Origin of the sequence: Pseudomonas sp. 3MA1, from assembly GCF_029237275.1 — a bacterium.
Lineage (GTDB): Bacteria > Pseudomonadota > Gammaproteobacteria > Pseudomonadales > Pseudomonadaceae > Aquipseudomonas > Aquipseudomonas fluorescens_AP.
Genome location: NZ_JAACFX010000001.1, coordinates 643,971 through 669,113 on the forward strand (window position 1 = coordinate 643,971; position 25,143 = coordinate 669,113).

29 protein-coding genes are annotated in these 25,143 nt (G+C 62.5%); 27 read left to right on the plus strand and 2 right to left on the minus strand.

Annotation, left to right across the window (positions count from 1 at the left end; translation table 11 throughout):
- Positions 1-93 precede the first annotated feature (93 nt).
- The 22 genes from fliL (at position 94) to GWQ44_RS03140 (ending at position 20,183) form a co-directional block, all read left to right on the plus strand.
- The gene (fliL, locus tag GWQ44_RS03035) at positions 94-594 is read left to right on the plus strand and encodes a flagellar basal body-associated protein FliL (protein ID WP_016963170.1); all 501 of its coding nucleotides are present in this window, start codon (positions 94-96) and stop codon (positions 592-594) included.
- Between the two features lie 9 nt (positions 595-603).
- The gene (gene fliM, locus GWQ44_RS03040; protein WP_016963172.1) at positions 604-1,572 is read left to right on the plus strand and encodes a flagellar motor switch protein FliM; all 969 of its coding nucleotides are present in this window, start codon (positions 604-606) and stop codon (positions 1,570-1,572) included.
- Between the two features lie 55 nt (positions 1,573-1,627).
- Positions 1,628-2,089 (plus strand): flagellar motor switch protein FliN, encoded by a 462-nt coding sequence (gene fliN / locus GWQ44_RS03045; protein WP_042940599.1) that lies wholly within the window; start codon positions 1,628-1,630, stop codon positions 2,087-2,089.
- Complete coding sequence (fliO, locus tag GWQ44_RS03050) at positions 2,090-2,533, plus strand: flagellar biosynthetic protein FliO (RefSeq protein WP_275926621.1); 444 nt, start codon at positions 2,090-2,092, stop codon at positions 2,531-2,533.
- On the plus strand, positions 2,533-3,282 hold the full coding sequence (fliP, locus tag GWQ44_RS03055; RefSeq protein ID WP_011059987.1) for a flagellar type III secretion system pore protein FliP: 750 nt from the start codon (positions 2,533-2,535) through the stop codon (positions 3,280-3,282). The genes fliO and fliP overlap by 1 nt, the downstream gene beginning before the upstream one ends.
- Before the next feature lie 24 nt (positions 3,283-3,306).
- On the plus strand, positions 3,307-3,576 hold the full coding sequence (gene fliQ, locus GWQ44_RS03060) for a flagellar biosynthesis protein FliQ (protein ID WP_011059988.1): 270 nt from the start codon (positions 3,307-3,309) through the stop codon (positions 3,574-3,576).
- A 4-nt stretch (positions 3,577-3,580) separates the two neighbouring features.
- Positions 3,581-4,363, plus strand: coding sequence for a flagellar biosynthetic protein FliR (gene fliR / locus GWQ44_RS03065; protein ID WP_047302698.1), 783 nt, complete (start codon positions 3,581-3,583; stop codon positions 4,361-4,363).
- Positions 4,364-4,366: 3 nt separating this feature from the next.
- On the plus strand, positions 4,367-5,542 hold the full coding sequence (gene flhB, locus GWQ44_RS03070) for a flagellar biosynthesis protein FlhB (protein ID WP_047302700.1): 1,176 nt from the start codon (positions 4,367-4,369) through the stop codon (positions 5,540-5,542).
- A 284-nt stretch (positions 5,543-5,826) separates the two neighbouring features.
- Positions 5,827-7,956, plus strand: coding sequence for a flagellar biosynthesis protein FlhA (gene flhA / locus GWQ44_RS03075; protein ID WP_016963178.1), 2,130 nt, complete (start codon positions 5,827-5,829; stop codon positions 7,954-7,956).
- A gap of 11 nt (positions 7,957-7,967) precedes the next feature.
- Positions 7,968-9,290, plus strand: coding sequence for a flagellar biosynthesis protein FlhF (flhF, locus tag GWQ44_RS03080; RefSeq protein ID WP_060838154.1), 1,323 nt, complete (start codon positions 7,968-7,970; stop codon positions 9,288-9,290).
- A gap of 118 nt (positions 9,291-9,408) precedes the next feature.
- Positions 9,409-10,239, plus strand: a complete 831-nt coding sequence (fleN, locus tag GWQ44_RS03085; protein WP_016963180.1) for a flagellar synthesis regulator FleN — start codon at positions 9,409-9,411, stop codon at positions 10,237-10,239.
- The gene (fliA, locus tag GWQ44_RS03090; RefSeq protein ID WP_011060003.1) at positions 10,236-10,976 is read left to right on the plus strand and encodes an RNA polymerase sigma factor FliA; all 741 of its coding nucleotides are present in this window, start codon (positions 10,236-10,238) and stop codon (positions 10,974-10,976) included. The genes fleN and fliA overlap by 4 nt, the downstream gene beginning before the upstream one ends.
- 165 nt (positions 10,977-11,141) lie before the next feature.
- A complete protein-coding gene (locus GWQ44_RS03095) occupies positions 11,142-11,513 on the plus strand; it encodes a chemotaxis response regulator CheY (RefSeq protein ID WP_003183998.1) in 372 nt (123 codons plus the stop codon).
- 30 nt (positions 11,514-11,543) lie between these two features.
- Positions 11,544-12,332, plus strand: a complete 789-nt coding sequence (locus GWQ44_RS03100; RefSeq protein WP_016963182.1) for a protein phosphatase CheZ — start codon at positions 11,544-11,546, stop codon at positions 12,330-12,332.
- Positions 12,333-12,344: 12 nt separating this feature from the next.
- Positions 12,345-14,618 (plus strand): chemotaxis protein CheA, encoded by a 2,274-nt coding sequence (locus tag GWQ44_RS03105; protein WP_275926622.1) that lies wholly within the window; start codon positions 12,345-12,347, stop codon positions 14,616-14,618.
- Between the two features lie 47 nt (positions 14,619-14,665).
- Complete coding sequence (locus GWQ44_RS03110) at positions 14,666-15,781, plus strand: chemotaxis response regulator protein-glutamate methylesterase (protein ID WP_016963184.1); 1,116 nt, start codon at positions 14,666-14,668, stop codon at positions 15,779-15,781.
- Positions 15,781-16,521, plus strand: coding sequence for a flagellar motor protein (locus GWQ44_RS03115; RefSeq protein ID WP_016963185.1), 741 nt, complete (start codon positions 15,781-15,783; stop codon positions 16,519-16,521). The genes GWQ44_RS03110 and GWQ44_RS03115 overlap by 1 nt, the downstream gene beginning before the upstream one ends.
- Before the next feature lie 2 nt (positions 16,522-16,523).
- Positions 16,524-17,408 (plus strand): flagellar motor protein MotD, encoded by an 885-nt coding sequence (motD, locus tag GWQ44_RS03120; protein WP_275926623.1) that lies wholly within the window; start codon positions 16,524-16,526, stop codon positions 17,406-17,408.
- 50 nt (positions 17,409-17,458) lie between these two features.
- A complete protein-coding gene (locus tag GWQ44_RS03125; protein ID WP_047302706.1) occupies positions 17,459-18,247 on the plus strand; it encodes a ParA family protein in 789 nt (262 codons plus the stop codon).
- 84 nt (positions 18,248-18,331) lie between these two features.
- Complete coding sequence (locus tag GWQ44_RS03130; RefSeq protein ID WP_275926624.1) at positions 18,332-19,228, plus strand: chemotaxis protein CheW; 897 nt, start codon at positions 18,332-18,334, stop codon at positions 19,226-19,228.
- 79 nt (positions 19,229-19,307) lie between these two features.
- The gene (locus GWQ44_RS03135; RefSeq protein ID WP_011060011.1) at positions 19,308-19,790 is read left to right on the plus strand and encodes a chemotaxis protein CheW; all 483 of its coding nucleotides are present in this window, start codon (positions 19,308-19,310) and stop codon (positions 19,788-19,790) included.
- The gene (locus tag GWQ44_RS03140; protein WP_016965424.1) at positions 19,791-20,183 is read left to right on the plus strand and encodes a DUF2802 domain-containing protein; all 393 of its coding nucleotides are present in this window, start codon (positions 19,791-19,793) and stop codon (positions 20,181-20,183) included.
- A gap of 87 nt (positions 20,184-20,270) precedes the next feature.
- On the opposite strand, the gene GWQ44_RS03145 is transcribed toward GWQ44_RS03140, so the two are convergent.
- Together GWQ44_RS03145 and GWQ44_RS03150 are read right to left on the minus strand one after the other, a co-directional pair.
- Positions 20,271-20,600 carry an EscU/YscU/HrcU family type III secretion system export apparatus switch protein gene (locus GWQ44_RS03145; protein WP_016965423.1) on the minus strand — a complete coding sequence of 110 codons (330 nt, stop codon included), beginning with the start codon at positions 20,598-20,600 and terminating at the stop codon, positions 20,271-20,273.
- Positions 20,597-22,186, minus strand: coding sequence for a flagellar hook-length control protein FliK (locus GWQ44_RS03150; RefSeq protein WP_275926625.1), 1,590 nt, complete (start codon positions 22,184-22,186; stop codon positions 20,597-20,599). The genes GWQ44_RS03145 and GWQ44_RS03150 overlap by 4 nt, the downstream gene beginning before the upstream one ends.
- Before the next feature lie 196 nt (positions 22,187-22,382).
- Between GWQ44_RS03150 and ccmA the strand changes: the two genes are divergently transcribed.
- The 5 genes from ccmA (at position 22,383) to ccmE (ending at position 25,142) form a co-directional block, all read left to right on the plus strand.
- Positions 22,383-23,018: a cytochrome c biogenesis heme-transporting ATPase CcmA gene (gene ccmA / locus GWQ44_RS03155; protein ID WP_016965421.1), complete on the plus strand. Its 636-nt coding sequence runs from the start codon at positions 22,383-22,385 to the stop codon at positions 23,016-23,018.
- Positions 23,015-23,683, plus strand: coding sequence for a heme exporter protein CcmB (gene ccmB / locus GWQ44_RS03160; RefSeq protein WP_042941197.1), 669 nt, complete (start codon positions 23,015-23,017; stop codon positions 23,681-23,683). Before ccmA ends, ccmB begins: the two co-directional genes overlap by 4 nt.
- Before the next feature lie 78 nt (positions 23,684-23,761).
- Positions 23,762-24,517, plus strand: coding sequence for a heme ABC transporter permease (locus GWQ44_RS03165; protein ID WP_016965419.1), 756 nt, complete (start codon positions 23,762-23,764; stop codon positions 24,515-24,517).
- Positions 24,514-24,690, plus strand: coding sequence for a heme exporter protein CcmD (ccmD, locus tag GWQ44_RS03170; RefSeq protein WP_016965418.1), 177 nt, complete (start codon positions 24,514-24,516; stop codon positions 24,688-24,690). The genes GWQ44_RS03165 and ccmD overlap by 4 nt, the downstream gene beginning before the upstream one ends.
- Complete coding sequence (ccmE, locus tag GWQ44_RS03175; protein WP_016965417.1) at positions 24,687-25,142, plus strand: cytochrome c maturation protein CcmE; 456 nt, start codon at positions 24,687-24,689, stop codon at positions 25,140-25,142. Before ccmD ends, ccmE begins: the two co-directional genes overlap by 4 nt.
- The last annotated feature ends 1 nt before the right edge of the window (position 25,143 follow it).

Here is a 25,143-nt window from a genome sequence, read left to right on the forward strand (position 1 = left end):
CGTTCATCCCCGGCTTTCTGACAAATCTGGCATAACACTTGCTCTTGCCTTGCCGTGCGACTGTGAACCCCCGAATAGTGACGGATTATTGGCATGGCGAAGAGCGAAGCAGCAGAGAAACCCACCGCAGGGAAAAGCAAACTCAAGCTTATCCTCTTGATTGTCCTGGCGTTGTTGCTGGCCATCGGCCTGTCGGTCGGCGCCACCTGGTACTTCATGCACAGTGCTCAGAGCAAGCCCGCACCGGTTGCGGAAACCGCCAGCAACGTCAAGCCGGCGGCGATCTACGAGCCCATGGCCCCGGCCTTTGTCGCCAACTACACGCAGAATGGCCGGCAGCGCTACATGCAGGTGAGCATTACCCTGCTGGCGCGCAACCAGGCCGATCTGGACGCGCTGAAAGTGCACATGCCGGTGATCCGCAACAACCTGGTGATGCTGTTCTCCGGACAGAGTTTCGACACCTTGGCGACTCCGGTCGGCCAGGAAATGCTCCGCCAGAAGGCCACGGCCAGCGTCCAGGAAGTGGCGCAGAAAGAGGTGGGCAAAGTGGTGGTCGAACAGTTGCTCTTCACTAACTTCGTACTGCAGTAGGAACACGACATGGCCGTGCAGGACCTGCTGTCCCAGGATGAGATCGACGCGCTGTTGCATGGTGTCGACGACGGTCTGGTACAGACCGAACATGCTGCCGAACCCGGCAGTGTCAAAAGCTACGACCTGACCAGCCAGGATCGCATCGTCCGCGGACGCATGCCGACCCTGGAAATGATCAACGAGCGTTTCGCCCGCTATACAAGGATCAGCATGTTCAACATGCTGCGGCGTTCCGCCGATGTGGCGGTAGGTGGCGTGCAGGTCATGAAGTTTGGTGAGTACGTGCACTCGCTGTACGTGCCCACCAGCCTCAACCTGGTGAAGATCAAGCCGCTGCGCGGCACGGCGTTGTTCATTCTTGACGCCAAGCTGGTGTTCAAGCTGGTGGACAACTTCTTCGGCGGCGACGGCCGCCACGCCAAGATCGAAGGGCGTGAGTTCACCCCCACCGAGCTGCGGGTGGTGCGCATGGTGCTGGAACAGGCCTTCATCGACCTCAAGGAAGCCTGGCAGGCGATCATGCCGGTCAACTTCGAGTACATAAACTCCGAAGTGAACCCGGCCATGGCCAACATCGTCGGCCCCAGCGAAGCCATTGTGGTGTCGACCTTCCATATCGAACTCGATGGCGGTGGCGGCGACCTGCACGTGACCATGCCGTACTCGATGATCGAGCCGATCCGGGAAATGCTCGACGCCGGCTTCCAATCCGACCTGGACGACCAGGACGAGCGCTGGAGCAAGGCCCTGCGCGAGGACGTGCTGGATGTGGCCGTGCCGCTGAGCGCCACCGTGGCCCGGCGTCAGCTGCGCCTGCGCGACATCCTGCACATGCAGCCGGGCGATGTGATCCCGGTGGAGCTGCCGGAAGACATGATCATGCGCGCCAACGGCGTGCCGTCGTTCAAGGTCAAGCTGGGTTCCCACAAGGGCAACCTGGCGCTGCAAGTGATCGAGCCGATCGAGCGCCGTTGAGCGGCGCACCAACCTGTTTGCTGTTCAATGAATTTTTGCCCGTCGAGGACCCATGATGGCTGACGAAATTAACTCCCAGGACGACCAGGCTCTGGCCGACGAATGGGCTGCTGCGCTGGAAGAAACCGGTGATGCCGGTCAAGCGGATATCGACGCTCTGCTGGCGGCGGACGCGGGGGCTGCGTCAAGTTCCGGGCGTTTGCAGATGGAAGAGTTCGGCAGCGTGCCCAAGAGCCACGAGCCGGTCACCCTGGATGGTCCCAACCTGGATGTGATTCTCGACATTCCGGTGTCGATCTCCATGGAAGTGGGCAGCACCGATATCAACATCCGCAACCTGTTGCAGCTCAACCAGGGTTCGGTGATCGAGCTTGACCGCCTGGCCGGCGAGCCGCTGGACGTGCTGGTCAACGGCACCCTGATCGCTCACGGCGAGGTGGTGGTGGTCAACGAAAAGTTCGGCATTCGCCTGACCGACGTGATCAGCCCCAGCGAACGCATCAAGAAGCTGCGCTAAGTGAACAAGCTGCTTGGCATTGCGCTCGCGTTGCCCCTGAGCGCCCTGGCCGCAGAGCCGGCGGCCACCGCTGCGGTGGCTGCGACCGCGCCGGCAACGGGCAGCGTCAGTGGCCAGTTGACCCAGCTGGTGCTGGGCCTGCTGCTGGTGATCGGGCTGATCTTTTTCCTCGCCTGGCTGTTGCGCCGGGTGCAGCAGGCCGGTCCTGCGGGCAAGGGCCAGGTGATCGAGCTGATCGGTTCCCGGGCCCTGGGGCCGCGGGATCGCCTGGTGCTGGTGCAGGTCGGCAATGAGCAGATTCTGCTGGGCCTGACCCCGGGCACCATCACGCCGTTGCATGTACTCAAAGAGCCGGTGCAGGTGTCCACTGCCGAGCAGGCGACGCCCGAGTTCGCCCAGCGCCTGATGGAGCTGTTGGGCAAGGATCAGAAGGATAAGAAGTAATGCCGTTGCGCATCATCTTGACATTGGCACTGATGTTGGCGGCGCCACTGGCGCTGGCCGCCGACCCGTTGTCGATTCCGGCGATCACCCTTGGCACCAACGCCAGCGGCCAGCAAGAGTACTCGGTCAGCCTGCAGATCCTGCTGATCATGACCGCGCTGAGCTTCATCCCGGCGTTCGTCATGCTGATGACCAGCTTCACCCGGATCATCATCGTCTTCTCGATCCTGCGTCAGGCCCTGGGCCTGCAGCAGACTCCGTCGAACCAGATCCTCACCGGCATGGCGCTGTTTCTGACGATGTTCATCATGGCGCCGGTATTCGATCGGGTGAACCAGGACGCCTTACAGCCGTACCTGGCGGAAAAGCTCACGGCCCAGGATGCGGTGGCCAAGGCGCAGGTGCCGATCAAGGACTTCATGCTGGCGCAGACCCGCAGCAGCGATCTGGAGCTGTTCATGCGCCTGTCCAAGCGCACTGACATCGCCAGTCCCGACCAGGCGCCGCTGACCATCCTGGTGCCGGCCTTCGTCACCTCCGAGCTTAAGACCGCGTTCCAGATCGGCTTCATGATCTTCATCCCGTTCCTGATCATCGACCTGGTGGTGGCCAGTGTGCTGATGGCGATGGGCATGATGATGCTCTCGCCGCTGATCATTTCCCTGCCGTTCAAGATCATGCTGTTTGTCCTGGTGGATGGCTGGGCATTGATCATCGGCACCTTGGCGGGCAGTTTCGGTGGTGTCTAAAACCTTGTTGGCGGGTATTCGACAATGACTCCTGAAGTCGCGGTAGACCTGTTTCGCGAAGCGCTCTGGCTGACCACCATGATGGTGGCGGTGCTGGTGGTGCCCAGCCTGCTGGTGGGCTTGATGGTGGCGATGTTCCAGGCGGCCACCCAGATCAACGAGCAGACCCTGAGCTTTCTGCCGCGCCTGCTGGTGATGCTGGTGACCCTGATCGTCGCCGGCCCCTGGCTGGTGCAAACCTTCATGGAATACATCCGTCAGTTGTACGGCAGTATTCCTCAGCTGATCGGCTGAGCCGATGTCCCTGCTGGCGTTGACCGACACCCAGATCAGTACCTGGGTGGCGAGCTTCATGCTGCCGCTGTTCCGGGTCACTTCCTTGCTGATGGTGATGCCGATCTTCGGTACCACCCTGGTGCCGCGCCGGGTGCGTTTGTACTTTGCCCTGGCGATTACCGTGGTCATCGCCCCGGGCCTGCCGCCCATGCCTGAGGTGCATGCCCTGGACCTCAGCGGCCTGCTGCTGATTGCCGAGCAGATCCTGATCGGCGCGGTGCTCGGCTTCTCGCTGCAGTTGTTCTTCCAGTCCTTCGTGATTGCCGGGCAGATCGTGGCGATCCAGATGGGCATGGGCTTCGCTTCCATGGTCGACCCCACCAATGGCGTGTCGGTGGCGGTGATCGGGCAGTTCTTCACCATGCTGGTCAGCCTGCTGTTCCTGGCCATGAACGGCCATCTGGTGGTGTTCGAGGTGCTCACCGAGAGCTTTACCACGCTGCCTGTTGGCGGTGGCCTGATGGTCAATCACTACTGGGAGCTGGCGGGCAAGCTGGGCTGGGTGCTGGGGGCGGCGCTGCTGCTGGTGTTGCCGGCGATCACCGCCTTGCTGGTGGTCAACATCGCCTTTGGCGTGATGACCCGAGCCGCCCCGCAGTTGAACATCTTCTCCATCGGCTTCCCGCTGACCCTGGTGCTGGGCATGGCCATTGTCTGGATCAGCCTGGCCGACATTCTCAACCAGTATCAACCGCTGGCCTCCGAGGCCCTGCAGTTCTTACGCGAACTGGCAAAGGCGCGCTGAGCCATGGCGGAAAGCGAGAGCGGTCAGGACAAGACAGAAGACCCCACGGAGAAGCGCAAGAAGGACTCCCGGGAAAAGGGCGAGATCGCCCGTTCCAAGGAGCTCAACACCCTGGCGATCATGTTGGCGGGGGCGGGCGGCCTGCTGGTGTATGGCGGTGGCCTGGCCCTGGACCTGCTGGAAATCATGCGTCTGAATTTCTCCTTGCCCCGGGAGGTGCTGCTGAGCCCGGGATCCATGGGGCAGTACCTGCTGCACTCGGGCAAGATCGCCATCCTGGCGGTGCAGCCGGTGCTGTTGACCTTGTTGCTGGCGGCCATCATCGGCCCGATTTCCCTCGGGGGCTGGCTGTTCGCGGGCAAGAGTCTGGCGCCCAAGTTCAGTCGGATGAACCCGGCTGCCGGTCTCAAGCGGATGTTTTCTTTCTCGGCGGTGATCGAGCTGCTCAAGGCCCTGGCCAAGTTCGGCCTGGTGCTGTTCGTGGCGCTTTCGGTGTTGTCGTCGGACATTGACGACCTGCTGCGGATCGCCCACGAACCCCTTGAGCTGGCGATCATCCACAGCGTCCAGGTGGTGGGCTGGAGCACCTTGTGGATGGCGTGCGGGCTGATCCTGATCGCGGCGGTGGATGTGCCGGTGCAGATCTATCAGGCCCACAAGAAGCTGTTGATGACCAAGCAGGAGGTGCGTGACGAGCACAAGGATCAGGAAGGTCGTCCTGAGGTCAAGCAGCGGATTCGCCAGACTCAGCGCGAGATGTCCCAGCGACGGATGATGGCGGCGATTCCCGAGGCCGACGTGGTCATCACCAACCCGACCCACTACGCCGTGGCTCTCAAGTACGACGCCGAGAAGGGCGGGGCGCCGGTGCTGCTGGCCAAGGGCAGTGATTTCCTGGCCTTGAAGATCCGCGAGATTGCCGTGGCCCATGAAGTGATGCTGCTGGAATCCCCGGCCCTGGCGCGTTCGATCTACTACTCCACCGAGCTCGAGGAAGAGATTCCTGCGGGCCTGTATCTGGCGGTGGCTCAGGTCCTGGCCTACGTCTATCAGATCCGCCAGCATCGCGCGGGCAAGGGCAAGCGCCCCGATCCGCTCAAGGACCTGCCGATTCCGCCGGACTTGCGGCGTGACACGTCCGGCAAGCAATCCCCCGGTGGCCCCGTCGAGCCGCTCTAGTCACAGGCATTCAGGTCCGGCCTGGTCGGCGACCAGGTCTTGTCTTTGTCAGAAAAATGGCTAATTGCCATTATTTGGCCTCGTAACCCTGGCTCCTTTGGCTGGCCTTGCGCCGTCCCATCTGGCGGTTAAGAGTGGACCCGCGATCCTGTCCGTCGATACCCGTATTGCTTCAGGTTTGGCGCACGTTTGCGCTCCCCCGGCAAAGTTGGAAGGCTTCTTGCAGTAGCAGCCCCGTGCCGCTTCAGGCGTCAAAAGTTTGCTTTACGGAACGGGGTAAATCGGTGGATCGCTCTCAGTTAATCAGCACGGCTCGCAGTAACCTGGCTGACCTCGGTCGAGGCAACCTGGGTGTACCGGTGCTGCTGTTGGTCATGCTGGCCATGATGATGCTGCCGGTGCCGGCGTTCCTGCTGGACGTGTTCTTCACCTTCAACATCGCCCTGTCGATCGTGGTCCTGCTGGTCTGCGTGTACGCCCTGCGACCGCTGGATTTCGCGGTATTCCCGACCATCCTGCTGGTGGCCACGTTGCTGCGTCTGGCGCTCAACGTCGCCTCGACCCGGGTGGTGATGCTCCACGGCCAAGAGGGCCACGCAGCTGCGGGCAAGGTGATCCAGGCCTTCGGTGAGGTGGTGATCGGCGGCAACTACGTGGTCGGTATCGTGGTCTTCGCGATCCTCATGATCATCAACTTCGTGGTCGTGACCAAGGGCGCCGGGCGGATCTCCGAGGTGAGCGCGCGCTTCACCCTGGATGCCATGCCCGGTAAGCAGATGGCCATCGACGCCGACCTCAATGCCGGGCTGATCGATCAGAACCAGGCCAAGCTACGCCGTCTGGAAGTGGCCCAGGAGGCCGAGTTCTACGGTTCCATGGACGGTGCCAGCAAGTTCGTCCGCGGTGACGCCATCGCCGGTCTGCTGATCCTCTTCATCAACCTGATCGGCGGCATGGCCGTTGGTATCTTCCAACACAACATGACCTTTGCCGACGCCGGCAAGGTCTACGCCTTGCTGACCATTGGTGACGGTTTGGTGGCGCAATTGCCATCGCTGTTGCTGTCCACCGCGGCGGCCATCATGGTCACCCGGGCTTCGGGCTCCGAAGAGATGGGCAAGCAGATCAACCGGCAGATGTTCGCCTCGCCCAAGGCGCTGGCGGTGGCTGCGGGCCTGATGGCGGTGATGGGGCTGGTGCCGGGCATGCCGCACTTCTCCTTCCTCAGCCTGGCGGCAGTGGCCGGCGGCGCAGCGTACCTGGTCTGGCGGAAGCAGAATCTGGTCAAGGTCAAGGCGCAGGAAGAGATCCAGCGTCAGCAGGACCTGCTGCCGTCTCCGGCCCGCGCCATGGAAACCAAGGAGCTGGGCTGGGACGACGTCACTCCGATCGACATGATCGGCCTGGAAGTGGGGTATCGCCTGATTCCCCTGGTGGACCGCAACCAGGGTGGGCAGTTGCTGGCGCGGATCAAGGGGGTGCGCAAGAAGCTCTCCCAGGACCTGGGGTTCCTCATGCCCACCGTGCATATCCGCGACAACCTGGACCTGGCGCCCAGCGCCTATCGCCTGACGCTGATGGGGGTGATCCTGGCCGAGGCCGAGATCTACCCGGATCGCGAGCTGGCGATCAATCCGGGGCAGGTCTACGGCACGCTCAACGGTATCTCGGCCCGGGACCCGGCGTTCGGCCTGGAGGCGGTGTGGATCGAGATCAGCCAGCGGCCCCAGGCGCAGTCCCTGGGCTACACCGTGGTGGACGCCAGCACCGTGGTCGCCACCCACTTGAACCAGATTCTCTACAAGCACTCCAGCGAGCTGATCGGCCACGAGGAAGTGCAGCAACTGATGCAACTGCTGGCCAAGAGTTCGCCAAAGCTGGCGGAGGAGTTGGTGCCGGGGGTGCTGTCGCTGTCGCAACTGCTCAAGGTGTTGCAGGCGCTGCTGGCCGAACAGGTGCCGGTGCGCGACATCCGCAGCATCGCCGAGGCCATCGCCAACAATGCCGCCAAGAGTCAAGATACTGCCGCTTTGGTCGCGGCGGTTCGCGTCGGACTGTCCCGTGCAATCGTCCAAAGCATTGTAGGCACTGAGTCTGAGCTGCCTGTGATCACCTTGGAGCCAAGGTTGGAACAAATTTTGCTCAGCAGTTTGCAGAAGGCAGGACAAGGCCAGGAAGAAGGCGTTCTGCTGGAGCCAAGCATGGCTGAGAAGCTGCAACGTTCGCTGATCGAAGCGGCGCAGCGTCAAGAGATGCAAGGTCAACCGGTGATTCTGTTGGTAGCGGGTCCGGTCCGCGCCATGCTTTCGCGGTTCGGGCGTCTCGCCGTTCCAGGTTTGCATGTGCTGGCGTACCAGGAAATTCCTGACAACAAGCAAGTGACCATCGTTGCGACAGTAGGGCCCAACGGCTGAGGTAGTGGGTTATGCAAGTTAAGCGTTTTTTCGCCGCCGATATGCGTCAGGCCATGAAACTGGTTCGTGATGAGTTGGGCGCTGAAGCTGCCATCATCGGCAACCGGCGGATTGCCGGCGGGGTCGAGCTGACGGCTGCGCTGGATTACAAGTTGTCGGCCCTGTCGCCGCGGGTTCCGAACATGGAGCTTGAGGACGAGTTGCGCAAGACTCAGTCGCGGATCGTCACCGCTCAGGCCGAACTGAGCCTGCGGGGCGAGGGCGACAATGCCTCGATCACCAATCGCCAGCTGTTCGCCGGCCTGCCGCTGACCGCTGCCGAACCATTGATCGAGCCGACCCTGACCGAGCGTCCGCGCCCGGCCCCGGCGCCAGTCGCACCGGCTGCTGATTCCCGTGCGCTGGACTCCATGCGTTTCGAGCTCAACGGCCTGCGCGAGCTGCTGGAAGTGCAGCTCGGTTCCCTGGCCTGGAGCCAATTGCAGGGCAGTCGTCCGGAGCAGGCTAACCTCTGGCGCCGTCTGCAGCGCATCGGCCTGTCCGGTCCCCTGGCCCGTGATCTGCTGGCACTGATCACCGATATCGATGAGCCGCGCCAGGCCTGGCGCATGCTGCTGGCGCACTTGGCGCGGATGATCCTGACGCCGGAAGTCGAGCCTCTGGAAGAAGGGGGCGTGATCGCCATGGTCGGCCCCGCCGGCATGGGCAAGACCACCACCCTGGCCAAGCTGGCCGCGCGCTATGTACTCAAGTACGGCGCACAGAACATTGCCCTGGTCAGCATGGACAGCTTCCGTATCGGTGCCCAGGAGCAGCTCAAGACCCTGGGGCGCATCCTCAATGTCTCGGTGACCCATGTCGATCCTGGCCAGTCCCTGGCCCAGGCCCTGGATCCGCTGCTGCGCAAGCGCGTGGTGTTGATCGACACCGCCGGCCTGCAGGCCAGCGACCCGGCATTGCGCATGCAGTTGGAGAGCCTGGCCGGTCGCGGGATCCGCGCGAAGAACTATCTGGTGCTGGCGACCACCAGCCAGAAGCAGGTGCTGACCGCCGCCTACCACAGCTACAAGCGCTGCGGTCTGGCCGGCTGCATCCTGACTAAACTGGATGAAACAGCCAGTCTTGGCGAGGTCTTGAGCCTGGCCATCAGTCATGAATTGCCGGTTGCCTATCTGACCGATGGCCCGCGGATTCCTGACGATTTGCACCTGCCTCGCCGGCATCAACTGGTGAGCCGCGCAGTGAGCGTGCAGATGCAGGAAGAACCCAGCGAAGAAGCCATGGCCGACATGTTCGCTGACCTCTATCACAGCCCGACCAAGCGGGTCGGCTGAGTTAGACATGAATAGATTGCAGTGTATCTACATCGATGGTCTGCCATGCATTGTTCCAACGGTGAACGCGCAGCCAGTTATGTGGCCCCGTCTAAGTAAGACAAGGTAAAGAAAGAACATGGGCAGCATGCATCCCGTACAGGTGATTGCGGTGACCGGCGGCAAGGGTGGCGTCGGCAAGACTAATGTGTCAGTGAACTTGTCCCTGGCTCTGGCTGAGCTCGGCCGGCGGGTCTTGCTGCTGGATGCCGACTTGGGACTGGCCAACGTCGATGTCCTGTTGGGCCTGACACCCAAACGCACCCTGGCGGATGTCATCGAAGGGCGCTGTGAGTTGCGCGATGTGCTGCTCCAGGGTCCTGGCGGTATCCGTATCGTCCCGGCCGCCTCCGGCACCCAGAGCATGGTGCACCTGAGTCCCGCCCAGCACGCCGGCCTGATCCAGGCCTTCAGCGACATCGGCGACAACCTCGATGTGCTGGTGATCGATACTGCTGCGGGTATTGGTGACTCGGTAGTCAGTTTTGTCCGCGCGGCCCAGGAAGTGTTGCTGGTGGTCTGCGACGAACCGACTTCGATCACCGACGCCTATGCGCTGATCAAGTTGCTCAACCGTGACTACGGCATGAACCGTTTCCGGGTCCTGGCCAACATGGCCCAAAGCCCTCAAGAAGGGCGCAACCTGTTTGCAAAATTGACCAAGGTCACGGATCGCTTTCTGGACGTGGCCTTACAATACGTCGGCGCAGTTCCCTACGACGAAAGCGTGCGCAAGGCCGTGCAAAAGCAGCGTGCGGTCTATGAAGCCTTTCCTCGTTCGAAGTGTGCATTGGCGTTCAAGGCCATCGCGCAAAAAGTCGATACCTGGCCGTTGCCGGCGAACCCACGCGGGCATCTGGAGTTTTTTGTCGAGCGCCTAGTGCATCAAACAGCGGGACCGGTGCTATGACTGCCAGCGGCTACAACCTCTACAAGAAGTCCGCGCGTGACAGCCAGTACGAATTGATCGAGCGCTACGCGCCCCTGGTCAAGCGTATTGCCTATCACCTGCTGGCGCGGTTGCCGGCCAGTGTTCAGGTGGAAGACCTGATTCAGGCCGGGATGATCGGTTTGCTCGAAGTGTCGACCAAGTACGACGCGAGCAAGGGGGCGAGTTTCGAGACCTATGCGGGTATCCGTATCCGCGGGGCGATGCTCGACGAGGTTCGCAAAGGCGACTGGGCACCGCGTTCGGTGCACCGTAATACACGCATGGTCAGTGATGCCATTCGTGCAATTGAAGCTAAAACCGGCCGTGACGCTAAAGATCACGAAGTTGCGGCCGAACTTCAATTGAGTCTCGACGATTATTACGGGATTTTGAACGACACCCTGGGCAGCCGCCTGTTCAGTTTCGACGACCTGTTGCAGGACGGCGAACATGAAGGGCTGCATGAGGATGGCGCCAGTGCTCATCTCGAGCCGTCACGGGACCTGGAGGATGAACGCTTCCAGGCCGCCTTGGCGGATGCGATTGCCAATTTGCCGGAGCGCGAGCGACTGGTGTTGGCGCTGTACTACGACGAAGAACTGAATCTCAAGGAAATCGGTGAGGTCCTGGGGGTCAGCGAATCGCGGGTCAGCCAGTTACACAGCCAGTGCGCGGCCCGTTTGCGGGGGCGTTTGGGGGAGTGGCGAGCGCGCTGACAGGCAGTGTGGGGACACTGCGATCGGGACCGGTAAGGCAAGCGCTGCGCCGGTCTTGCAGTATGTGCTCCATGCAGTCGTTGTGTGTTATGCCGAATTGATTGAATGGCGCGTTCAGGTGCTGGATGCGTTTAAGACTGCTTGGAGGTCGAATTGGACAAGAACATGAAAATCCTCATCGTTGATGACTTTTCAACGATGCGGCGGATCATAAAAAACCTGTTGCGTGATCTGGGTTTCACCAACACGGTCGAGGCCGACGATGGCACTACCGCCATTCCGGTACTCAACAGCGGGAGCATCGACTTTCTGGTAACGGACTGGAACATGCCGGGCATGACCGGGATCGACCTGCTGCGCCACGTGCGTGCCGATGAAAAGCTCAAGCACCTGCCGGTGTTGATGGTGACTGCGGAAGCCAAGCGCGAGCAGATCATCGAAGCGGCCCAGGCCGGCGTTAACGGCTATGTAGTCAAACCATTCACGGCTCAGGCGTTGAAAGAGAAGATCGAAAAGATCTTCGAACGCATCGGTTGATGTACGTAGCCATTCCGCCACGGGGGAGCTATGGAGCATAACGAATCTTCACTGGGCGACTTTGAGTCGACCCTGAAAAAACATGCGCTGGAACTGGTCGAAAGCCTGGAAAAGGGCAAGTTCGGCGAAGCGGTGCAATTGATCCATGAGCTCAATCAGACCCGTGACCGCGGCCTGTATCAGGAAGTGGGCAAGCTCACCCGCGAGCTGCATAGCGCGATCGTCAATTTCCAGATTGACCCGCACATGCCGCAAGCCGAGGAAGTTTCACAGATCACGGATGCCACTGAGCGCCTGTCCTATGTGGTCCGGCTCACGGAAGCCGCCGCCAACCGCACCATGGACCTGGTAGAGAGCAGCACCCCGCTGGTCAATGGCCTGAGCACTGAAGCCCAGGCCCTGAGCGCAGATTGGGGGCGCTTCATGCGGCGCGAGGTCGGTGCTGAAGAGTTTCGTGAACTAGCGCGCCGGGTCGACAGTTTCCTGACGCGCAGCGAGCAGGAAACCCGTACCGTTTCAGGCCACCTCAACGACATTCTGCTGGCGCAGGATTACCAGGACCTGACCGGTCAGGTGATCAAGCGTGTGACCCAGTTGGTCACGGAAGTCGAAAGCAATCTGCTCAAACTTGTCTTGATGGCCAGCCAGGTCGATCGCTTCGCCGGTATCGAACATGACCGTGAATCGATCCTCGCGGAAAAAGATCCGCAAAAACATCTCGCCAAGGGTGAAGGTCCGCAGATTCATGCCGATAAACGGGAAGACGTTGTGTCCGGTCAGGACGATGTAGACGATTTGCTTTCCAGCCTTGGATTCTAGGAGCACCCATTAATGAGCTTCGGCGCCGATGAAGAGATCCTTCAGGATTTCCTGGTTGAGGCCGGCGAGATTCTAGAGCAACTGTCCGAACAACTGGTCGAGCTGGAAAGCCGACCGGATGATGCGGACCTGCTCAATGCAATTTTTCGCGGTTTTCACACTGTTAAAGGGGGCGCCGGCTTCCTCCAGCTCAATGAGCTGGTGGAGTGCTGCCACATCGCCGAGAACGTCTTCGACATCCTGCGCAAGGGTGAGCGACGGGTCGATTCGGAGCTGATGGACGTGGTGCTCGAGGCGCTGGACGCGGTGAACGGCATGTTCAGCCAGGTCCGTGAGCGCAGCGAAATCACTGCCGCGACACCGGAACTGCTGGCCGCCTTGGCGCGTCTGGCCGAACCTGCCGGTGCCGAGCCTGCAGCGCCGGTGGTCGAAGAAGTGGCCGAAGTTGCTGTCGAGCCTGAGCCTGAGCCTGAGGCCCCGTCAGGGGATATCACCGATAACGAATTCGAACTCTTGCTCGATTCGCTGAATGCCGCCAAGGCCGACGCCGAAGCCGCACCTGCTGCCGCGCCGGCGGCCGAGGGCGAGCCTGCCAGCGACGAGATCACCGACGCCGAGTTCGAGTCCCTGCTGGACCAGCTGCATGGCAAGGGGCAGTTCGCTCCCGATGCCGTAGCTCCCGCAGCGCCTCCTGCTGCCGCTGGCGCTGCCGCGGCGGGCGACGAAATCACCGATGACGAATTTGAAGCGCTGCTGGACCAGTTGCATGGCAAGGGCAACTTTGCCGTGGATGCACTGGAGTCGGCAGTGGCCGCCGTGCCTGCCGCGCAGGCGCCCAGCGCCGCCGCAGCCGGTAGCGATCTGATCACCGATCACGAATTCGAATCCCTGCTCGATGAGCTGCACGGCAAGGGCAAGTTCTCTGAAGCTCCGGGTGCGGCCAAACCGGCAGCGGCAGTTGCCGCGGCACCGGCTGCTGCAACCAGCGCCGCCGTCGCCAAACCCGTGGCCAAGAAGCCCGAAGCCAAGGCCGAGGCGCCAAAACCGGCAGCGGCTGCAGCGCCGGCACCTGCTCGTGCCGCCGCGGCGCCGCCGGCAGAAAAACCGGCCAGCGAAGCGGAAACCACGGTGCGGGTCGATACCGCGCGCCTGGACGAAATCATGAACATGGTGGGCGAGCTGGTGCTGGTGCGTAACCGTCTGGTGCGCCTGGGCCTGAACAGCGGCGACGAAGCCATGTCCAAGGCGGTGTCCAACCTGGACGTGGTGACCGCCGACCTGCAGACCGCGGTGATGAAGACCCGCATGCAGCCGATCAAGAAGGTCTTCGGGCGCTTCCCGCGCCTGGTTCGCGACTTGGCCCGGCAGCTCAAGAAAGAGATCAACCTGGAACTGGTGGGGGAAGAAACCGACCTCGACAAGAACCTGGTCGAGGCCCTGGCCGACCCGCTGGTGCACTTGGTGCGCAACGCGGTGGACCACGGCATCGAATCCCCTGAAGAGCGCGAAGCCTCGGGCAAGGCCCGTGGCGGCAAAGTGGTGCTGGCGGCGGAGCAGGAAGGTGACCACATCCTCCTGTCGATTTCCGACGACGGCAAGGGCATGGACCCCAACGTTCTGCGCGCCATTGCCGTCAAGCGCGGCGTGATGGACAAGGACGCCGCCGACCGCCTGAGCGATACCGAGTGCTACAACCTGATCTTCGCCCCGGGCTTCTCCACCAAGACCGAGATCTCCGACGTCTCCGGCCGTGGCGTGGGCATGGACGTGGTGAAGACCAAGATTTCCCAGCTCAATGGCTCGATCAACATCTACTCGACCAAGGGCCAGGGTTCGAAGATCGTCATCAAGGTGCCGTTGACCCTGGCGATCATGCCGACCCTGATGGTGATGCTGGGCAACCAGGCGTTCGCCTTCCCGCTGGTCAACGTCAACGAAATCTTCCACCTCGACCTGTCCCGCACCAATGTGGTGGACGGCCAGGAAGTGGTGATCGTGCGTGACAAGGCATTGCCCCTGTTCTACCTCAAGCGCTGGCTGGTCAGTTCCGCCGCTCATGAAGAGCAGCGTGAAGGCCACGTAGTGATCCTTTCGGTGGGCACTCAGCGGATCGGCTTTGTCGTCGATCAGTTGGTGGGCCAGGAAGAAGTGGTCATCAAGCCCTTGGGCAAAATGCTCCAGGGAACCCCAGGCATGTCCGGCGCCACCATTACCGGTGACGGCCGCATCGCGCTGATTCTCGATGTTCCGAGCATGCTCAAGCGTTACGCCGCACGGCGTATTTGATTCGGCGGGGAGGGGCGGTTGGCCTCGCCCCACCTAACGGAGTGTTTATGGCAGTCAAAGTCCTGGTGGTGGACGATTCGGGTTTTTTCCGCCGCCGCGTCTCGGAAATTCTTTCAGCGGATTCGAATATCCAGGTCGTCGGTACGGCGACCAACGGTAAAGAGGCGATCGATCAGGCCCTGGCACTCAAGCCGGACGTGATCACCATGGACTACGAGATGCCGATGATGGATGGCATCACCGCAGTGCGGCATATCATGCAGCGCTGCCCGACGCCGGTCCTGATGTTCTCTTCCCTGACCCACGAAGGCGCTCGAGTGACCCTCGATGCGCTGGATGCCGGGGCCGTGGATTTCCTGCCGAAGAATTTCGAGGACATCTCGCGCAATCCCGAGAAGGTCAAGCAACTGCTGTGCGAGAAAGTCCACAGCATCTCGCGCAGCAATCGTCGTTTCAGCAGCTACAGCGCCCCGGCGCCGCAACCGGCTGCACCGGCTCCGACCCCGTCGAGCTTTGGCGGCAGTCGTCCGGCGCCAGCGCCGGCTCCGGTTCGTGCTCCGGCAGCGGCTGCAGGTCCTGCATCGCCGGCGCCCAAGCGCAAGGCCTACAAGCTGGTGGCGATCGGTACCTCCACCGGCGGTCCGGTGGCTTTGCAGCGGGTCCTGACCCAGCTGCCGGCCAACTTCCCGGCCCCCATCGTGCTGATCCAGCACATGCCCGCGGCGTTCACCAAGGCCTTTGCCGAGCGCCTGGACAAGCTCTGCCGCATCAGCGTCAAGGAAGCCGAGGATGGCGACATCCTGCGTCCAGGCTTGGCGCTGCTGGCGCCGGGTGGCAAGCAGATGATGATCGACGGTCGTGGCGCGGTGAAGATCCTGCCCGGCGACGAGCGCCTGAACTACAAGCCTTGCGTGGACATCACCTTCGGTTCGGCGGCCAAGTCCTACAGCGACAAAGTTCTGGCGGTGGTACTCACCGGCATGGGTGCCGACGGTCGTGAAGGCGCGCGCCTGCTCAAGCAGGGCGGCAGCGCGGTCTGGGCCCAGGATGAAGCCAGCTGCGTGATCTATGGCATGCCCATGGCCATCGTCAAGGCCAACCTGGCGGACGCGGTGTACAGCCTGGACGACATCGGCCGGCACCTGGTCGAGGCCTGTCTCTGATGGATGTACTCAGCCTAATCGGGATCATCATGGCGTTTGTCGCCATCATCGGCGGCAACTACCTGGAAGGTGGCCACCTGTCGGCACTGGCCAATGGCCCGGCCGCGCTGATCGTGCTCGGCGGCACCATCGGCGCAGCCTTGCTGCAGTCGCCGTTGAGCGCTTTCAAGCGAGCCATGCAGATCCTGGTGTGGATCCTGTTTCCGCCTCGGGTCGATCTGCCTGGCGGCATCGACCGGGTGGTCAACTGGAGCCTGACCGCGCGCAAGGAGGGCCTGCTGGGCCTTGAAGGCGTGGCCGATGCCGAGCCGGACACCTATTCGCGCAAGGGCTTGCAGCTGTTGGTGGACGGCGCCGAGCCGGAAGCCATCCGCAGCATCCTCGAAGTGGATTTCTACACCCAGGAAAGCCGTGATATCGAGGCCGCCAAGGTTTTCGAGAGCATGGGCGGCTATGCGCCGACCATCGGCATCATCGGTGCGGTCATGGGGCTGATTCACGTCATGGGCAACCTGGCCGATCCGTCGCAGCTGGGCAGCGGCATTGCCGTGGCCTTCGTCGCCACCATCTACGGGGTGGCCAGCGCCAACCTGGTGTTGCTGCCGATCGCCGCCAAGCTGAAGTCCATCGCCCTGCGTCAGTCCCGTTACCGGGAAATGCTGCTCGAAGGCATCCTGTCGATCGCCGAAGGCGAAAACCCCCGCTCCATCGAGTTGAAGCTGCAAGGCTTCATGGACTGACTATGGCCCGTCGTCGCCAGCAAGAAGAACACGTCAACCACGAACGCTGGTTGGTTTCCTACGCCGACTTCATCACCCTGCTGTTCGCGTTTTTCGTGGTCATGTACTCGATTTCCTCGATCAACGAGGGCAAGTACAAGGTGATTTCCGAGGCGCTGATCGGGGTCTTCACCGACTCCGACCGCAGCCTCAAGCCGATTCCCATCGGTGATGAACGGCCCAAGACCGTGACCCCGGCCAAGCCGCTGGTCAAGGACAGCGAGCAGACCGACGCCGGGATTTCCGGCGGCAGCGATCCGCTCAAGAGCATCGCCGATGACATCAGCGCGGCCTTTGGCGACCTGATCAGCTCGAACCAGATGACCGTGCGCGGCAACGAGCTGTGGGTGGAGATCGAACTCAACTCCAGCCTGTTGTTCGGCAGTGGCGACGCCATGCCCAGCGACCAGGCGTTCACCATCATCGACAAGGTGGCGAAGATCCTCAAACCCTTCGACAACCCGATCCATGTCGAAGGCTTCACCGACAATCAGCCGATCCAGACCGCGCAGTACCCGACCAACTGGGAACTGTCCTCGGCTCGTTCGGCGAGCATCGTGCGCATGCTGGCGATGCAGGGCGTCAATCCGGCGCGGATGGCCTCCGTGGGCTATGGCGAGTTCCAGCCGGTGGCCAACAACGCCACCGCCGAAGGCCGGGCGCGCAATCGGCGGGTGGTGCTGGTGGTGTCGCGCAACCTCGATGTGCGGCGCAGCCTGACCGGTACCGGCACCGCCCATGCAACACCGGATGCGGCACTCAAGCGTGCTGGCACACAAACTGCACCAACCCCGGTCAAAACGCCGGTACAGGGAAGCGCCGTCAATTCTCCGTCACCCGCTTTATAACTTAGCGCTATGTCTCGCCCTGCTGTGGCCGGGCGGGAGGAACCAACCGAATGAGAGTCTGGGCAGTCGCCAATCAAAAGGGTGGTGTTGGTAAAACCACCAGTTCCATCGCTTTAGCCGGCTTGCTGGCCGAGGCGGGCAAGCGCGTGGTCGTGGTCGATCTCGACCCCCACGGTTCCATGACCAGCTACTTCGGCTATGACCCGGACAGCCTGGAGCACAGCAGCTACGACTTGTTCCTGCACAAGGGCAACGTGCCCCAGGACCTGCCGGGCCAACTGCTGCTGGGCACCAGCCACGAACACATTTCCCTGTTGCCGTCGAGCACCGCCCTGGCCACCCTCGAGCGTCAGTCGCCGGGGCAGAGCGGCCTGGGCCTGGTGATCGCCAAGAGCCTGGCGCAGCTGTGGCAGGATTTCGACTATGCGGTGATCGACAGTCCGCCGTTGCTCGGCGTGTTGATGGTCAACGCCCTGGCGGCCAGCCAGCAGCTGGTGATCCCGGTGCAGACCGAACACCTGGCGGTCAAGGGCCTGGAGCGCATGGTCAACACCCTGGCCATGGTCAACCGCTCGCGCAAGCAACCCCTGCCGTTCACCATCGTGCCGACCCTGTTCGATCGCCGGACCCAGGCGTCCCTGGGTACGTTGCGGATCCTGCGGGACAAGTTTCCCGACGAAATCTGGCAAGGCTACATCCCGGTGGATACCCGCCTGCGGGACGCCAGCCGGGCCGGTGTCACGCCTTCCCAGTTCGATGGCAAGAGTCGCGGTGTACTGGCCTACAAGGCCTTGCTCAAGCACTTGCTGGCCCAGCAACTCGTGGCGCAGGTGGCTTGACGTGAAGGCTTATTCAAGTCGCCCGACGGCCTGGCCGATAACCTCCACAGGTCACTGTGTCGAGGTTTGCGCGTGGGTATCCTTATGAACCGTCCGCTGGATATCAAGAGCCGGCCCCAGCTGGCGCTGCAGTCGTACCTGGACGCTTTGCTGCAGGATGCCACCGAAGAAGAATTGATCCCGGAACCTGCGGTTGCGGTCGAAGTCGCGCCGCCAGCTGCGCCGACCACGGCCGAGGCCGGCAGCGCAGTGCTGGACGAGTTCCAGGCGGCGGTGCTGGAAGAGCAGGCGCGGGATGCGTTGCTTCAGCGGCAGGCGGCTCCGCTCGCCCGGGTGGCGGACCCGATGCCGGCGCCAGCCGTTCTGGAAGCACCGCCGCCGGTGCTGACCTCGATCTCCCCCGTAGTGCCGATGCTCCAGGCGCTGGTGCCGCCGGTGGTCGAAGTGCACCTGCCACCGAGCAATACACCGCCTCCGGTCACCGGCAGCGACCGTCCCAGCTGGGCGGCGGAGCCTTTCGAATGCCTGTTGTTCGATGTCGCCGGCCTGACCCTGGCGGTGCCGCTGGTGTGCCTGGGTTCGATCTATTCTCTGGCAGGGCAAGAGCTGACGCCGCTGTTCGGTCAGCCCGAGTGGTTCCTCGGTATCCTGCCGAGCCAGGCCGGTAACCTGAAAGTGCTGGATACCGCCCGTTGGGTCATGCCGGATCGTTACCGCGATGATTTCCGCCAGGGCCTGCAGTACGTGATCTCGGTCCAGGGCTACGAGTGGGGGTTGGCGGTGCATCAGGTCAGCCGTTCCTTGCGCCTGGACCCTAATGAAATCAAATGGCGCAGTCATCGTGGCCAACGCCCGTGGCTCGCCGGCACCGTGATCGAACACATGTGCGCCTTGCTCGACGTGGCCGAACTGGCGGAGTTGATCGCCACCGGTGGTGCCAAGCAGTTGGCGATCAGTCAAGCGGCCCACAAGCCGAAGTGAAGCAAACACAGGCGGCGTCCGTTGGACGCAGCCACACAGAACACACGCCGTTTTCAACGGTTTTTTGAGGGGTCAGGGTATGAATAAGTCGTCGTCTGCACAGGGTTCCGAAGATCCGATCCTGCAATGGGTCACCTTCAAGCTGGATAACGAGTCCTACGGCATCAACGTGATGCGCGTCCAGGAAGTGCTGCGCTACACCGAGATCGCTCCGGTGCCGGGTGCGCCGAGCTACGTGCTGGGGATCATCAACCTGCGGGGCAATGTGGTCACCGTGATCGACACCCGCCAGCGTTTCGGCCTGGTGCCTACCGAAGTCAACGACAACACCCGGATCGTCATCATCGAAGCCGACAAGCAAGTGGTCGGGATCATGGTCGACAGCGTGGCGGAAGTGGTTTACCTGCGTCAGTCGGAAGTCGAAACCGCACCCAATGTCGGTAACGAAGAGTCGGCCAAGTTCATTCAAGGCGTCTGCAACAAGAACGGCGAACTGCTGATTCTGGTGGAGCTGGACAAGATGATGAGCGAAGAGGAATGGTCGGAACTGGAGAGTATCTGATTGATCCTCGAGGTAGCGGTGATTGTCCTGGCGATCCTCTGGGTCGCCACTGTGGCGCTATTCCTGTCGTACACCCGCAATCAGCGGCAGATCGCCGCCCAGCAGGCCGAAGGCGATGCCGTGCGCGATCAGCGGATCAAGGAGCTGGCCAAGCGCGTCGACCATTACCAGAACGGTACGGTACGCATGGGCGAGGATCTGCATGAACTGCGGGCGGTGGTGGCGCCGTTGCCGGACAAACTGGCCCAGCTGGAGCAGCGTGACCCCTCCAGCCTGTCCTTCGCCCAGGCCGCGCGCCTGGTGGGCATGGGTGCCAGCGTCGACGAACTGACCCAGTCCTGCGGCCTGACCCAGGCCGAAGCGGAACTGGTCAGCAAGCTGCACAAAGGTTGACTAGCAGCTGCAAGCTCCAAGACGCGAGCTGCAAGTTACAGCTCGCCAGCTTGAAGCTTGTGGCTTGCAACTTGTAGCTGTTTCCCTTCAGTAATCGTCGCCGCGCGCGGTGATGTCTTTCTCCTGTTCGACCTGTTGCGGATCCTGTCCGGCTGGGAACTTGCCCTTGAGGTTCCAGGCGAAGGCGATGATTTCGGCGATGGTCCGGTACAGCTCCGGCGGAATGCTCTCGCCCAGCTCCAGGCGTGCCAGCAGCTTCACCAGTTCGGCGTTCTCATAGATCGGCACTTCATAGTCCCGGGCGATCTTCAGGATGGCTTCGGCCAGTTCATCGTCGCCCTTGGCGGTGAGGGTCGGGGCTTGCTGGCCGTCGTACTTGAGGGCAATGGCCTGGCGTGGTGCGGGTGTGTGTTTCATGCGGTTTCGTCGACCCAGCGTTGTTCCAATCGGGTTTGCGGGCCCCGGGGCGGGATACCCAGGTGGCAGTCCAGATCGCCGACATCCAGTCCCGAGGCCAGCAGGCGTTCGCGCAGGTGGCCCAGGTGGCTCTCGATCAGGCTTGCCGTGTAGGGACGCTCGGCCCACAGCTGGCTGGACAGGCGCCCTTGAATCAGTTGCGCCTGGACCTGCAGCGGGCCCAGGGGGTCGAGGTCGAACGCCAGGTCGACCCGCCACAGCGCCTGCTTGGACGGACGCTCTTCGCGCTTGTGCGAGGATTCGGGTTCTGGATCCGCTCTCTCTTCCCTTTGCAGCTTGACCTGCAAGGGCACGATGTCCTGCAGGTTGCGCATGGGGATTTCCAACTGCCAGGTGGTCAGTGGCCGGCCATCGTCGGTCAGGCCGCTCTGTTCCAGGCTCGCCAGCTGGTGGCTTTGCAGGCGTGATACCGCCGCAGCGGCCAGGCGCAGCAGATGTTGCAGATCGCCTTCGCCTTCCAGGCTTTGCAGCAGTCGCTCCGGCAGTGGGAAGCCGCCGGGCGGTGTCTTGGCGCTGACTTGACCCAGGGTGCCCAGAGCGCTGCGCACGAAGCTGGGCAGCGATTGCGCCAGGGTGTTGGCGGCGATGATTGCATTGAGGCTGCTGGAGGAGGGCAGCCCCGGGGTCAGCTGGGCGATCAGGCGCAGCAGGTCGCCCTTCAGGTCTGGCGTCTGGCCGGGATTGCTTGCGGCCAGCAACTTGGCTTCCAGAAACAGGCCGCTGCCCAGCAGGGCCTGGGCCACTCCTCGCGCGGTGCTCAACTGCTGCAGGTCCGGCAGGCCGGCCAGCAAGCGCTCCACGGCGGCCCGCAGGTCGGCCGATGCAGTGGGCAGTTCGCTGTCGGCGGGCAGGTTCTGCAGGAGGTTAAGCAGTCCGTTCAGGGAACCCTGGCGGCTTTGCTGGCTGGCCAGTTGGGCGGCGATGGCCAGCTGTTCCTGGCGGTTGCCCAGGGGGACGAAGTTGAGGGTCTGTGCATCCGAGACCATGGCGCTGAGCAGGCTGCCGATACGCAGCGGCTGCGGGCTGTCGATGCTCAGGGTAGCGCCGCTTTGGGCAGTATTGAGCAGGCTGACCAGCGAGCGGTAGATCGCCGGCTGGTTGGCGCCCTGGGGCAGGAGCTGGGTCGTCAGGACCTTGCCCTGGAGCAGGGTGCCCGCTGGCAGTTGGCTGGTGTCCAGGCGGGTCAGGGCGGCGACGCTGGAGGCAATGGCCTGCTGCACGGTGATCGCCAGGTTGCCCGCCGAAGGCTGGATCACCGCCAGGCTGGTGCCCTGGGGCAAGGGCTGGCTGCTGGTGGCCTGCACGGTGGTTTGCCGGCCGTTGTCCAGGGTCACCTTGAGCAGCAGCTGGAAGCTCTGGTCGGTCTGCTTGAGCGACAGCACTTCGGCCTTGGCGCTCTGACCGGCGGCTATCAAGCCTTCCAGGGGCGGCACCAGCTTGAGCAATTCGCCGCTGATCGGCTGAGGGCGCGAGGCGCCGGGAGCGGGCGCCTGGGGCAGTGGCAGGATGTTTATTTCGCCAGTCATTCGGACACAACCTGTGGAAATTAGCCCTCTTGAGAGTAGGGCTTCGCATGTATAATGCCGCCCGTCTTTGGGGGAGTGGGGAAAACATTGCAAATGTTTGACGCAGCTCTCTAGAACAGGCCGCCAATGCATTTATCCTGCATCCCTTTAACGGCCGCTCCACCGCCGACTTGAACCCGTAAAGGCCCGCCATCCCTTGACCAGCCCTCTTCTCGAAGCCGTAGCACTCGCCTGTGAGCGTGACTGGCGGATGCTGTTTGAACACCTGGAGTTGCGTCTGACTGGCGGAGACATGGTGCAGATCAGCGGTCCCAACGGCAGTGGCAAGACCAGCCTGCTACGTTTGCTCGCCGGCCTGATGCAACCCACCAGCGGCCAGGTCCTGCTCAATGGCCAGCCCCTGCGCGCCCAGCGCGCCGAACTGGCGCGCAACCTGTTGTGGATTGGCCACGCCGCTGGCATCAAGGATGTCCTGACCCCCGAGGAAAACCTCAACTGGCTCTGTGCCCTGCACCAGCCGGCCACGCGCGATGCCATCTGGCAGGCCCTGGCGGCCGTCGGCCTGCGCGGTTTCGAGGACGTCGCCTGTCACACCCTGTCCGCCGGCCAGCAGCGTCGCGTGGCCCTGGCCCGGCTGTATCTGAACGGCCCGCCGCTGTGGATCCTCGACGAACCCTTCACCGCCCTGGACAAACAGGGGGTGGCCCAGCTCGAGGAACACCTGGCCAATCATTGCGAACGTGGCGGCATGGTGGTCCTGACCACTCACCACACGCTGACCCGCATGCCCTCGGGCTACCGCGATCTGGACCTGGGGCGGTGGGCAGCATGAGCGTCTTTGCCCAATTGCTGGCCCGTGAAGCGCGCTTGCTGTTCCGACGTCCGGCGGAGTTGGCCAACCCCCTGGTGTTCTTCGCGATCGTCGTCGCACTGTTCCCTTTGGCCGTGGGACCTGAGACAAATCTGTTGCAAACCTTGTCTCCGGGGCTGGTCTGGGTAGCGGCCTTATTGTCCGTCCTGCTCTCGCTGGACGGGCTTTTTCGCAGTGATTTCGAGGACGGATCCCTGGAGCAGTGGGTCCTTTCGTCGCACCCCCTGGCTCTTCTGGTTTTGGCCAAGGTACTGGCACACTGGGCCTTTTCCGGCCTGGCACTGGTATTGCTTGCCCCCTTGCTGGCCTTGATGCTCGGCTTGCCTACCGCCTGCCTGCCGGTGTTGTTGCTGTCATTGCTGCTGGGCACTCCGGTGCTGAGCCTGCTGGGCGCAGTGGGCGCGGCATTGACGGTGGGTTTGAAGCGTGGCGGCTTGCTGCTGGCGTTGCTGATCCTGCCTTTGTACATCCCGGTACTGATTCTCGGCAGCGGCGCCCTGCAGGCCGCGTTGCAGGGCATGCCAGCGACCGGTTATCTGCTGTGGCTTGGGAGCCTGACCGCCCTGGCAGTGACCCTTACACCCTTTGCAATAGCTGCTGGCCTGAAGATCAGCGTCGGCGAATAATGAGGTCTGGTTGTTTTTTGACCAGTAAAGACCCTGGCTGTTCGTGAACGCGAAGAGCAACCGTGATGGAAACAACGAATGAACTGGACCTGGTTTCACAAGCTCGGCTCGCCTAAATGGTTCTATGGCATCAGCGGAAAAATGCTGCCCTGGCTCAGCGTCGCGGCGTTCTTGCTGATTGCTGTCGGCGTGGCCTGGGGCCTGGCCTTCGCGCCACCGGACTACCAGCAGGGCAACAGCTTCCGCATCATCTATATTCATGTCCCGGCGGCCATGCTGGCGCAGTCCTGCTACGTGATGCTGGCAGTCTGCGGCGTGGTTGGGCTGGTGTGGAAGATGAAGCTGGCGGACGTGGCGCTGCAATGCGCGGCGCCAATCGGTGCCTGGATGACCGCCGTGGCCCTGGTGACCGGTGCCATCTGGGGCAAGCCGACCTGGGGTTCATGGTGGGTCTGGGATGCACGACTTACGTCGATGCTCATTCTTCTGTTTCTGTACTTCGGTCTGATTGCCCTGGGCAACGCCATCAGCAATCGTGACAGCGCCGCCAAGGCCTGCGCGGTACTGGCCATTGTCGGCGTGGTGAACATCCCGATCATCAAGTACTCGGTGGAGTGGTGGAACACCCTGCACCAGGGCGCGACCTTCACCCTTACGGAAAAGCCGGCGATGCCGGTGGAAATGTGGTTGCCGCTGCTGCTCACGGCCCTTGGTTTCTACTGCTTCTTCGGCGCCGTGCTGTTGCTGCGCATGCGCCTCGAAGTGCTCAAGCGCGAAGCCCGGGCCAGTTGGGTCAAGGCCGAAGTACAAGGTTGCCTGGAGACCGTTCGATGAGTTTTGCATCCTTCAGCGACTTTCTTGCCATGGGCCATCACGGCCTCTATGTCTGGTCGGCTTATGGCATCTGCCTGGCAGTCCTGGCCATCAACGTGGCGGAGCCGATCCTGGCCCGCAAGCGCTATCTGCAACAAGAGGCGCGTCGTCTGCGCCGGGAGAACGGTAAGTGAATCCGCTGCGTAAAAAGCGTCTTTTGATCATCCTGGCGATCCTGGTGGGCGTCGGCATTGCCGTGGGCCTGGCCCTCAGCGCGCTGAAGGAAAACATCAACCTGTTCTACACCCCGACCCAGATTGCCAACGGCGAAGCGCCGCTGGACACGCGGATTCGCGCCGGTGGCATGGTCCAGGCCGGCTCCCTGGAGCGCTCCGCCGATTCCCTGGACGTCAAGTTCGTGGTCACCGACTTCAACAAGTCGGTGACCATCACCTACCGCGGCATCCTCCCGGACCTGTTCCGCGAAGGGCAGGGCATCGTTGCCCTGGGCAAGCTCAACGCCGACGGCGTGGTGGTGGCCGATGAAGTACTGGCCAAGCACGACGAGAAGTACATGCCACCGGAAGTCACCAAGGCCCTGAAAGACAGCGGCCAGTCGGCGCCGACACCAGCGAAAGAGGGTTAAG